General features: G+C 63.5%; 12 protein-coding genes and 2 tRNA genes. 2 read left to right on the top strand and 12 right to left on the bottom strand.

Translation table 11 applies throughout. The features are described from left to right. Positions 1-4 precede the first annotated feature (4 nt). Positions 5-856 carry a TrmH family RNA methyltransferase gene (locus NKJ12_RS21705; RefSeq protein ID WP_352705017.1) on the bottom strand — a complete coding sequence of 284 codons (852 nt, stop codon included), beginning with the start codon at positions 854-856 and terminating at the stop codon, positions 5-7. A 201-nt stretch (positions 857-1057) separates the two neighbouring features. On the opposite strand from NKJ12_RS21705, the gene NKJ12_RS21700 reads away from it, so the two are divergent. Together NKJ12_RS21700 and NKJ12_RS21695 are read left to right on the top strand one after the other, a co-directional pair. Then, positions 1058-1142: transfer RNA gene (locus NKJ12_RS21700), tRNA-Tyr, on the top strand. A gap of 67 nt (positions 1143-1209) precedes the next feature. Then, positions 1210-1283 (top strand) — tRNA-Gly (locus NKJ12_RS21695). 71 nt (positions 1284-1354) lie between these two features. Here the strand turns inward: NKJ12_RS21695 and NKJ12_RS21690 are convergent. From NKJ12_RS21690 to NKJ12_RS21640, 11 genes are read right to left on the bottom strand one after another with little or no spacing between them, the layout of a single operon-like run. Next, positions 1355-2569, bottom strand: a complete 1215-nt coding sequence (locus NKJ12_RS21690; RefSeq protein WP_352705015.1) for a hypothetical protein — start codon at positions 2567-2569, stop codon at positions 1355-1357. Then, positions 2562-2813 (bottom strand): hypothetical protein, encoded by a 252-nt coding sequence (locus NKJ12_RS21685; RefSeq protein ID WP_352705013.1) that lies wholly within the window; start codon positions 2811-2813, stop codon positions 2562-2564. Before NKJ12_RS21685 ends, NKJ12_RS21690 begins: the two co-directional genes overlap by 8 nt. Further along, on the bottom strand, positions 2810-3025 hold the full coding sequence (locus tag NKJ12_RS21680) for a hypothetical protein (RefSeq protein WP_352705011.1): 216 nt from the start codon (positions 3023-3025) through the stop codon (positions 2810-2812). The genes NKJ12_RS21685 and NKJ12_RS21680 overlap by 4 nt, the downstream gene beginning before the upstream one ends. Continuing rightward, positions 3026-3484, bottom strand: a complete 459-nt coding sequence (locus NKJ12_RS21675; RefSeq protein WP_352705009.1) for an ASCH domain-containing protein — start codon at positions 3482-3484, stop codon at positions 3026-3028. Further along, positions 3481-3768: a hypothetical protein gene (locus NKJ12_RS21670; protein ID WP_352705007.1), complete on the bottom strand. Its 288-nt coding sequence runs from the start codon at positions 3766-3768 to the stop codon at positions 3481-3483. Before NKJ12_RS21670 ends, NKJ12_RS21675 begins: the two co-directional genes overlap by 4 nt. After that, positions 3765-4922: a DUF5131 family protein gene (locus NKJ12_RS21665; protein ID WP_352705006.1), complete on the bottom strand. Its 1158-nt coding sequence runs from the start codon at positions 4920-4922 to the stop codon at positions 3765-3767. Before NKJ12_RS21665 ends, NKJ12_RS21670 begins: the two co-directional genes overlap by 4 nt. Beyond that, a complete protein-coding gene (locus NKJ12_RS21660; protein WP_352705005.1) occupies positions 4915-6195 on the bottom strand; it encodes a hypothetical protein in 1281 nt (426 codons plus the stop codon). Before NKJ12_RS21660 ends, NKJ12_RS21665 begins: the two co-directional genes overlap by 8 nt. Continuing rightward, positions 6195-7325 (bottom strand): DNA polymerase III subunit beta, encoded by a 1131-nt coding sequence (gene dnaN, locus NKJ12_RS21655; RefSeq protein WP_352705003.1) that lies wholly within the window; start codon positions 7323-7325, stop codon positions 6195-6197. Before dnaN ends, NKJ12_RS21660 begins: the two co-directional genes overlap by 1 nt. Then, a complete protein-coding gene (locus NKJ12_RS21650) occupies positions 7322-8284 on the bottom strand; it encodes a DUF2303 family protein (protein ID WP_352705001.1) in 963 nt (320 codons plus the stop codon). Before NKJ12_RS21650 ends, dnaN begins: the two co-directional genes overlap by 4 nt. Before the next feature lie 34 nt (positions 8285-8318). Next, positions 8319-8663, bottom strand: coding sequence for a YfdP family phage-associated protein (locus NKJ12_RS21645; RefSeq protein WP_352704999.1), 345 nt, complete (start codon positions 8661-8663; stop codon positions 8319-8321). Further along, positions 8660-9106, bottom strand: a complete 447-nt coding sequence (locus NKJ12_RS21640; protein ID WP_352704997.1) for a hypothetical protein — start codon at positions 9104-9106, stop codon at positions 8660-8662. The genes NKJ12_RS21645 and NKJ12_RS21640 overlap by 4 nt, the downstream gene beginning before the upstream one ends. Positions 9107-9112: the final 6 nt, after the last annotated feature.

Genomic DNA, 9112 nt, shown 5'->3' with positions numbered 1-9112 from the left:
CCATTCACTCTTTCAAAAATTTCCTTGCCGCATAAAGGCTCACCGCCGCCGCATTCGACACGTTGAGCGAGCGGATGGCGCCGGGCATGTCTAGCCGGGCAAGCGTCGTCACCGTTTCGCGCGTCTTCTGGCGCAGGCCTTTGCCCTCGGCGCCGAGCACCAATGCGATCTTTTCTCCCGAAAAACTCTTTTCGAGCTCCGCCGGACCGTCCGAATCCAGCCCTATCGTCTGAAACCCGGCCTCGTGCAGTTGGCCGAGCGCATCGGCCAGGTTCTTCACCTCGATCTGGTCGATGTGTTCCAGCGCGCCGGAAGCCGACTTCGCCAGCACGCCGGATTCCTGTGGGCTGTGGCGCGCCGTGGTGATCAGCGCGCCGGCGCCGAAAGCCACCGCCGAGCGCAGGATCGCGCCGACATTGTGCGGATCGGTGATCTGATCGAGCACCAGCACCAGCCTGGTGTCGCCAAGCGCATCGAGCCGCTTGGGTTTTAGCGGCTCGGCCTCGATCAGCACGCCCTGATGCACGGCATCCGAGCCGGTGACCTTGTCGATGTCCTTCGGCTCGACCAGTTCCGCCTTGAAGGGCAACGCGGCAAGATCGGCGATTGCCAGGCGCTCGGCAGCGTTGCGCGTCACCAGCATTTTTTTGATCTTGCGGCGCGGATTGTCGAGCGCCGCCCGCACCGTGTGCAGCCCGTAGAGCCGCACCAGCCCATCGGCGGCGGTCTTGCCCGGCGGCACCGGCTGGCGTGGCCTGAACGCCGGCGCGCCGCCGCTCTTCTCGTCGCGATGTGCACGGCGCAGCTTGGCGTAGTGGGTGTCTTTAGGGGTCTTGGGCTTGTTGTCGTTGCTCATGGCCGGTTCTATAGCCGTGTCGTCCGGTCATGGATACAGCCGCACAAGCTGCTTGTTGGGCGAGGTGTGAAATTCAGCGCTTTTTGCCGGGCTGTTGCGGTTGACAGTTTTGGACGCTCCCGCCATAAGGCGCTGCGCGGAAAGGCTGCTTTGGCGGCCGCGACGCGTCGATGCCTCGTTGCATGGCTCCGGCGGCAGACTGGAGAGGTGCCCGAGTGGTTAAAGGGGACGGACTGTAAATCCGTTGGCTATGCCTACGTTGGTTCAAATCCAACCCTCTCCACCACTGCCGGCCCGGAAGCCCTGAAACGCAGCGCGAGCGTCGGAGCGGATCCGATGCTTGACTGAAAGGCGCGGGTATAGCTCAGTGGTAGAGCAGCAGCCTTCCAAGCTGAATATGCGGGTTCGATTCCCGCTACCCGCTCCAGCCATCCACTTGAATTCATTGATGAAATCGCTTTCTAAAAGATGCGCCGTGTCACGCGTGTCACTGGCGTGTCACTGTCTTAGTTTGGCTCGGGCCTCGGCCACCTTGCGGTTGTTGTCGAGGTCGCCGTTGCGGACGTAGCCTTGCGTCGTCTTGGTGGTGGTGTGGCCGGCCATCTTGCGGGCAGATTCGAGATCGGTGGCGATCTCGGCTTCCGAAATCGCGCCAGCGCGGGTGTCCATCGACCAGACGCTTGCCGGCACCTTCGCCGCGGTCGCCACCTCGCGCCAGTCGGTGGCATAATAGTTTTCCCGGTAGGGCAGGCCGGTCGCTTCCGAGACGATCAACGGCCCGAAGGCGGGCAGCTTGATGCGCCTCAGCACCATCTGCACCAATGGACATTTGCTCAGATCGTGCTCGGTCGCCGCCTTGTTCTTGGCGGTGATCGGTACGGTCAGGACATGGTCGGCCGAGATGTCGGCCACCGTCAGGCCGCGCCACTTGGTGGTGCCGCGCACAATGCCGCCGGCATCGCCGGCCTCGAGTGGAAGCCATTCGCCGATGATGTGGATGCGGCGCAGCGCGGTGTCCCATTGCAGCGCCTGCGTCAGCGCGATCGACGGCCGCTTCAGCCTGATCGCCGTGGCGCAGATGGCGAGCGCGTGCCTGTATTCCATCTTGACGCGGCGCGGGTCCGGTGTGGCGAATTCCATCAAGGACAGGATCTCGCGCGCCTGGGCGCAGCCAGCCAGGCGTTCCGTCGTTCCGAAGGACAGGACCGATCGCAGCTTGCGGATGGCGCCATGGGCACGGCGCGTGCGGCCCTTCGATCCCCATTGCTCGAACCAGCGGCGGAAATCCGAGCCGACCAGGTTGCGCACCAGGCGCTTGCCGACGGTGTCGATGATGAGCCTCAGCGAGGGATCATAGTCACGAATGCGGGTCGGGTGCTTCAACGCCTGATAGGGCGATTGCGGATGCGTCTTGTAGACAAGCACCGCCGAGGCGACAGACCCGTCATATTCCGGGCTCTTGCCGTGGCCTTCCAGATCGGCGAGCAATTCATCGGTCCAGGTCCGGCAGATTTTCGAGATGGCCTGGTCGTCGGTTGTGACGTTCGGATGCTCAAGCAGGGCTTGGGCAATCGCTTCATCGGTGATCGGCCGCGGGTCGAGCGCCTTCGGCGCCGTCTTGCAGGCCCGCTGCGGCACCCAATAATGGGCGCGGCTGCCGTTCGCCCTTGGCCGGTATTTGTAGCCCGGCCGGTCCTTTCGCTGTTCAGTCATTAAAATTTTCCTCTCCGTCCACGGCGGCGGGAATGCCGCCGGTACGGGAAGGAGAGTCCAAACCGGCGCGCCGGTCAAAGAAAACTTCGACGGAACGGCGATCGGTCTTGTTCACAAGCTCGTCGCGGCGTGGAAAATGGCGCGTGGCGCGCAGCCGGTCGAGCGCGCGCTCGGACAGGCCGAACCAGGCGCGCAGCTCCTGGTCGGTCATGAAGCGCGGTACGAATCGCTCGTCCCGGTTCATGGCCTTGCCTTTCGGATGGCGTTGCCGCTGGTGACCATCTTGTAGCCGTCGGCGAACTCGACGCGGATCGAGTTGAAGCGGGCCGGCTTGGGCAGTCCGAAGCCCGGCAGCGCGAATGAGGCCGCGCCTGGCTTGCTGCGTGCCGTCGCGGCGCAGGGCTGGCCTTTGCGGCCGTGGCGATCCCAGCGATAGATGTAGGGCAGGGCGTGCACCTATGCCCTCCAATCCCAGAAGCCCTGCAAACCCTTCGCCGGCTGGATCGGCTCCAGCGGCACGATGTCGGACAGCGGCCAAGCCCAGTTGGTATGCTCGTCGCGATCGCTGTCATTCAGCTTCGCGCCGAATTCGGCGACGATATCGTGGGCGCGCTTCGGCTCGCCCAGCATTGCCGTGCCGATGATCGAGGCCAACGGCAGCGCGAACGGGTTGGAATGCCAGCGCTCGAGCATGGCCAGCGCCTCCGGCTTCAGCGCGGTTGACCACGATTCGGTCGAGCGCAGGCGGATTATCAGGTCCGCCAACTCGGCTTTCCTGACCGGCCGCGCGCCGGCATGAATGGCGATCCTTGTGCCGCGCAGCGCCTTCGGCGCCGGCCAGCCGCGAAACTCGTAGGGTTTGACGCCGGCGATGATCAGCGTCGCCCATGGCTGCCAGATTGTCAGCGCTTTCATGCCGCCACCTCGTAACCGATTGAGAAGGTTTCCATGCGGTAGCCATGCTCCATGGCGTTCTCCCAGAACTGATCGCAGAAATAGCCGCTCGTCTTACTGGTGAGACCTTGGAACAGAAACACGCGCAGGAACGCTCGCTTGAGACCTTCCCGGACACGGATGGTCTGCGCCTCCTTAAGACTGAAGCCGCCGTAGCCCTGGCGTTCAAAATCCGAGTGGGTGGCGACCACGTGCCCGTCAGGTGCCGTCACGACGCCGCAAATGCCTTGATGCTTGATGGTCATGCGCTGACCCCCGGCATGGCGTTGTGTTCGACGCCGTCGAGCAGCCGGCCGGCACGTTTCTTGCCGATCCGCGAGACGCATTGTTCTTCGTCGTAGTTGCCATCCTGCCAATCGCACCACATGGGCCAGAAGGGCTCACTCCAGCGACCGTCTTCCCATTCACGGTGTTCGAACCGGCTGATTTCCGGATTGTCGTCGAGCGTCCACCCGTCGACAGCGCCGATTTGCGGTGCCCACTCGCCCCATTGTTTGAAAAAGAACGCCGTCCCTGAAGCGGCACACTGGTCGCGGATCGAGCGCGACCAGGCGGGATGCATGGGCCGCGCGCCCGGGCCGCTCTCGCCGCCAACGATGATCCAGTCGAGCTTTCCGCCATCATGCCGAAGCCCGATGTCGATGTCGCCCAGGCGATTTCCGGAGGGATCACGGGCTTCCGCCTGCATCTTTCCGGCAGGCGCATTCAACCAAGTCGCATCCTGGGCATTCGCCGGCCAGTGCGGATCGGGATGACCGCCGCAGTCTTCGAAGGTGTCGGTGAACTCCCCAATCCGATCGAACCTGATTGGTCCAAGCAGCGGCTCGGCCGAGACGAAGCGGATCGCGGCTGGAGTCGCCAGCAGTTCGGGCACGCGCTCGTCGGCGCGCTTCTGATCCTCGGCCGAGACGCCGCACCAGACGTTGTGCAGCGGCCAGGAATAGACCTCGGCCGGCTTGCCGGTGAAAGTGAACCAGTTGACGTAGATGTCCTCGAGCAGGTCACGGCGCGACAGGAACTCGCGCATGCGGTCGGCACGCTTGGTCAGCACCTGGTAGGTGTGATGGTCGGCGGCGGCCATGACGGTGAACACGTCGAGGATCCATTCGTCCGGGACGTTTTCGGCGAACAGGTCGCCATGGGCGCAGACGAAGATCCGGCGCGGCTTCTTCCAATCGAGCGGCTGATGAAGCCATTGCCGGTTGAGCCGCACTTCGCCGGTCCAGACAGGGCCGGCCTTGGTGTCGCGCGTCAGGCCCTTGCGGCTGTCGATGTGCTTCAGCCGGGTGCCGGCGAGCTTCATAGCGTAGCAGTTGGTGCAGCCGGGCGAGACGATCGAGCAGCCGGTGATCGGGTTCCAGGTCGCGTCCGTCCACTCGATCGAGGAATGGTCAGCCATTTTCAACTCCATCGATATTAGTATGCCGCATGACGATGTCGGCGCCGCCGTCAGCATCCAGCCACGTTTCCACCGCCGACGTTGGGGCGGGCGGAGCTTCATTCTCATCGACGTTCTGATCTGACGCTACTAAGGCTCCGCCCTCTTGGCCGTCGCCAAGATCTGATGTTGGGACGGCTTGGGCCTTGGAGAGGGCGGCGAGATACAAGCGTGCTGCTTGATCGGCGCGGTCTTGGATGCCAAGATCATTCGAATGTAGCGCGAACTGTAGCTCCTCAATAACGTCACGTGCCTCCCCATCCACCACCGATGTTGGAGCGGGCTGGAGAGCGGTGGTGAGACATCGGATCATTTCATTGTAACGTGCCTCTACCTTCCGATGAAAGTCAGCCGTCCCAATGCCGCTTTTGATGCGAGGATCGTCAGGATGTGCTTCGAACCATGACGCCCAATCGCTGTGCGTGAACCGATGATATTTTAGCCAGGTGATGACATCTTCTAGCGTCATCATGGGGTGGTTGACATCGGCTCGATGGGCGGCCCGAAGGCGCTCAGCCTCGGTCTTCCACTGCAACGCTTGGCTGATGGCCTCATCTCGCTCTTTCACCAGCCCCTCAGCTCCATCACTGGCAGGAGCAGGCGGGGTGGCTACGAGAGCGGCTGAAAGTGCGGCTCTCATGTTCTTTTGGTAATGAGCTTTGACGAAAGGTTCTTCATCAGCCCACGTCGATGTGAACGCCTCGCATGCACGCTCTATCGACGCATCGTCCACCACGGCTGGCGCTTCCAGATTGCTGAGAGTGGCAGGGGCGAGGTAGAGCGCCGCGTTGAAATCGTAGTCTTGCGTGTTCTGGATAATGGCCCGAACGCCCTGGTTCGGCATTGCCATCAACTCAAAGCCTTTCTTCGACAGATAGCCGACTGCCTTCACCGCCACACGGGCATGGCACCGATCGCGCTCAGCTTCGAGCGTCGCTATGTGGGCGGCGGCTTCCGCGCGGGCGTCGCGCGCCTCCTGCTGGTAGCGGTTGTTGGCTTCGAGGAGCTCGCGTTCCCGATCCGGAGAGAGGCCAAAGCCCTTCAGCGCAAAATCGCGAACAGCAAGTTTGTCGTGGTCATAAGCGGTTAACAGCCATTGCGGTTCGGGATGCCATTCGGTGGTTCCATAGTAGACCTTGTCCGGGGTTATCGTCCGGATTGACGTCTCGCCGCGCCAATTCGTGTAGGCGAGTTTGAGATGGAGATTCTTTCTGGAGAGCGTGGCGTCCATCATCAAACCCTCATTGGCATCAGGACGAAGAGCGGCTTGAGGCCGGTCTCGTCGGCGGTCTCGGGCTGGATCAGCGTCGGCGAGCCTGCTTCACCCAGGCTGAACACCAGGCGCTTGCTTTCAGCGGCGTTGAGCAGGTCGAGGCAGTAGCGGCCGTTGAAGCCGATCTCGACGCTGTCACCTTCGCCGTGGTCGATCGTCACCTCGTCATTGGCGCTGCCGGCGTCGGGATTGTTGGTAGTCAGCGTCAGGTTGCCGCCGGCCTCGAAGGCGAACTTCACCGCGCTGCCGCGCCCGCTCGACACGGTGCCGACCCGGTCGACGGCGCTGGCCAGTGCTTCGCGTTCGACGGTGAAATGGTTGGCATTGCCGGCCGGGATGACCCTGACATAGTCGGGGAAGCTGCCGTCGATCAGCTTCGACAGCAGCGTGCCTTGGCCGGTCTCGACGCGGATCTTGGTGTCCGACATGCTGACCTTGACTGCGCCCTTCTCGCCGATCAACTGGCGGATCAGCCCGACCGCGCGGCGCGGGATGATGATGGCCGGCATGCCCGCAGCACCCTCTGGCAGGGGCGCGGCGAACTTGGCCAGGCGGTGGCCATCGGTGGCGACTGCGTTCAGCGTCTCGCCGGCGTGCCAGTAGATGCCGTTGAGGTAGTAGCGCGTTTCCTCGCTCGATATGGCGAAGGAGACGCTGTCGAGCATCCGCTCGAACAGGCCGGCGTCGAGGTCGAAACTGTGGCTGAACGTGCCCTCGCTCATCGTCGGGAAATCTGTCGACGGCAGCACCTGGATCTTGAAGCGCGACCGGCCGGCGCTCAGCGTGGCGAAATCCTTCTCGGCGACAAGCGCGATCTCGGCGCCCTCCGGCATCTTGCGCACGGCATCATGCAGGATCGCCGACGGCAGCGTGAAAGCCTCGTCCCGGCCGGCCTGGCAGGCGAGTGTGGCGCGCAGCTCGCAATCCAGGTCGCTGCCGGTGATGGTCAGTTTGCCCGCCGCGGCGTCGACGGTGAGCAGGACGTTGGCCAGCACCGGGATCGTGGTGCGCCGCTCGACCGCCTTGTTGACGAGCCCGAGCGCGGGAAGCAAAGCCTCCCGCGCCGTGATGATGGTGTTGGGCGTCTTCACGCCGACATCTCCGGCGTGCCTTCATAGGTCGGCAGGCCGGTCTGGTCGCGCGCTGCGGCGAGCACGTCGCGGACGTGCTCGGTGATGAACTGGTCGGGCCTGTAGATCTGATAGAACCAGGTGACCTTGCCGCCCGCCGGCCGGTAGCGCAGCCGCACCGGAATGCGCACCTTGTCGCCCATGAAGAACGGCGCGATGTTCAGCATGAAGATGCCCGGCACCTTCAGCGCCTTGCCGTCGGCGCCGCTATGCGTCTCTTCCCAAGCGATCTGGCCTTCGCCACTCTGCAGCGTGGTCGAGGCCTTGACCTTGCTCTCGACGTTGACCTGCAGGCCGCGCGACAGCTCGACCAGCTGCGCCGGCGTCGCGATCGTGGTGGCGAAGTCGCGCTCGTATTGGAGCTTCTCCTCCTCGGTAGGCGACGACAATTCGGCGACGCGATCCTCGAGGAACCAGGCGAAGTCGCCCTGGTCCATCTTCACGCCGTCGCCGGCAACCCATTTCTGCCATTCTTCCGACAGCGGGAAGGCATAGTGCACGCGGTGCTTGCCGAAATTGGCATGGCCTTCGGCAAGCTCGTGATAGTCGATGACGGCTGTCAGCGTCGGCTTCTTCCAGTCCATATTGGCGAAGATGGCGCTGTGATCGGTCAGATGGCGCAGCGTCAGGTTGCAGAAGGCCTCGAAGGTCTGGGCCGTCGCCTGGCCGGTCTTGCGGGCGGGGAACTGGCGGTAAGGTTCGAGCAGGCGTTCAAGACCTTCGACGCCGGGTGCCGTGCCGCGCTTGAGCAGGACCGGGACAGCACCGGGCAGGCCGGGAGCCTTGGCGGTGTTGGTCAGCGTCGCGATTTCGACACCTTCCGCCTTGGCGCCGAGCCATGCCGCGACGTTGAGGTCGACGGTGAAGGGCGAGGGCGAAAGCAGCGCTTCGCCTGCAACGTTGGAGGTCTTGTCGGCCATTGGGAAGTTTCCTTCAGGTTTGAGGGTTTGGGGGTCAAGACTGCTGGCGTTCGGATGCCGCGCGCGGGCCGCCGAACATGTCGGTCTGTTGCGGGTGTTCGGTCGACAGCGAGCCGTCATCCAGCACCCAGTAGAAGGACGAGCCGCGCGCCGGCTTCGGCCGCTTCGAATCAATCTCGCACGAGATCGTCGCCGTGCCGGCCTCGACCTCGAGATTGAGCTTGAGGGTGACGTTGCCCTTGATCTTGGTCTTCGGCCGATCGCCGGAGAGCTCCTTAAGCTTGGCCAGCGTCTCGGTGATCTCGGTCGACATGGCGGCGGCGACTTCGCCGCCTTCCAGCATGCCGATGATGGTCTGTGCGTCTCTGATTTTCTTCATGTCCTCGCGGCCGTTCCGCGCCCGTCTTGAGCTTGTCCGATCCGGAAGCGCCCGGGCGCTGGCCTCCGGACGGGGCGGCGAACGATCGCCGGCCCGCAGTCGCGGGCTAGAAGGGGATATGGTCCGTCGTATGGGCCGCGATCGCAGCGCTCGACAAAGCCTCCGATGTCGACGCGTGCCAGATTTGAAATCGAGCGAAGGGTGCCCTGAAGAGCTTTCAACTGATCCTCCAGACGCTCTACTTTTCGTCTGTCCTCATGCCACCAGTCTGAAAACTTCTTCACCTCTCCAGCTAGGCGCCTGATGGTCACCTCCGGCGTTTCGGTCTGGTCCCTCGCCTCGACGGCATGCTTGACCGGCTTTGCTGCCGCCTTGGCGGCCAGACGGTTCTGCAGTGTGTTTCGCGCCTTCGCGACGACAGGCTTCTTCCTGGCTTGCGCCATGGTCAT

This window comes from Mesorhizobium sp. M0195 (assembly GCF_040322115.1).
Lineage (GTDB): Bacteria > Pseudomonadota > Alphaproteobacteria > Rhizobiales > Rhizobiaceae > Mesorhizobium.
Note: the sequence above shows the minus strand (reverse complement) of the source record. Positions and strands in the feature narration are given on the sequence as shown.

Excerpts from the sequence above, each read along its gene's own strand:
- NKJ12_RS21645 (WP_352704999.1), bottom strand. The coding sequence starts at position 8,663 with ATGAAGAAAATCAGAGACGCACAGACCATCATCGGCATGCTGGAAGGC.
- NKJ12_RS21690 (WP_352705015.1), bottom strand. The coding sequence starts at position 2,569 with ATGACTGAACAGCGAAAGGACCGGCCGGGCTACAAATACCGGCCAAGG.
- NKJ12_RS21670 (WP_352705007.1), bottom strand. The coding sequence starts at position 3,768 with ATGACCATCAAGCATCAAGGCATTTGCGGCGTCGTGACGGCACCTGAC.
- NKJ12_RS21705 (WP_352705017.1), bottom strand. The coding sequence starts at position 856 with ATGAGCAACGACAACAAGCCCAAGACCCCTAAAGACACCCACTACGCC.
- NKJ12_RS21650 (WP_352705001.1), bottom strand. The coding sequence starts at position 8,284 with ATGGCCGACAAGACCTCCAACGTTGCAGGCGAAGCGCTGCTTTCGCCC.
- NKJ12_RS21660 (WP_352705005.1), bottom strand. The coding sequence starts at position 6,195 with ATGATGGACGCCACGCTCTCCAGAAAGAATCTCCATCTCAAACTCGCC.
- NKJ12_RS21640 (WP_352704997.1), bottom strand. The coding sequence starts at position 9,106 with ATGGCGCAAGCCAGGAAGAAGCCTGTCGTCGCGAAGGCGCGAAACACA.
- NKJ12_RS21665 (WP_352705006.1), bottom strand. The coding sequence starts at position 4,922 with ATGGCTGACCATTCCTCGATCGAGTGGACGGACGCGACCTGGAACCCG.
- NKJ12_RS21675 (WP_352705009.1), bottom strand. The coding sequence starts at position 3,484 with ATGAAAGCGCTGACAATCTGGCAGCCATGGGCGACGCTGATCATCGCC.
- NKJ12_RS21685 (WP_352705013.1), bottom strand. The coding sequence starts at position 2,813 with ATGAACCGGGACGAGCGATTCGTACCGCGCTTCATGACCGACCAGGAG.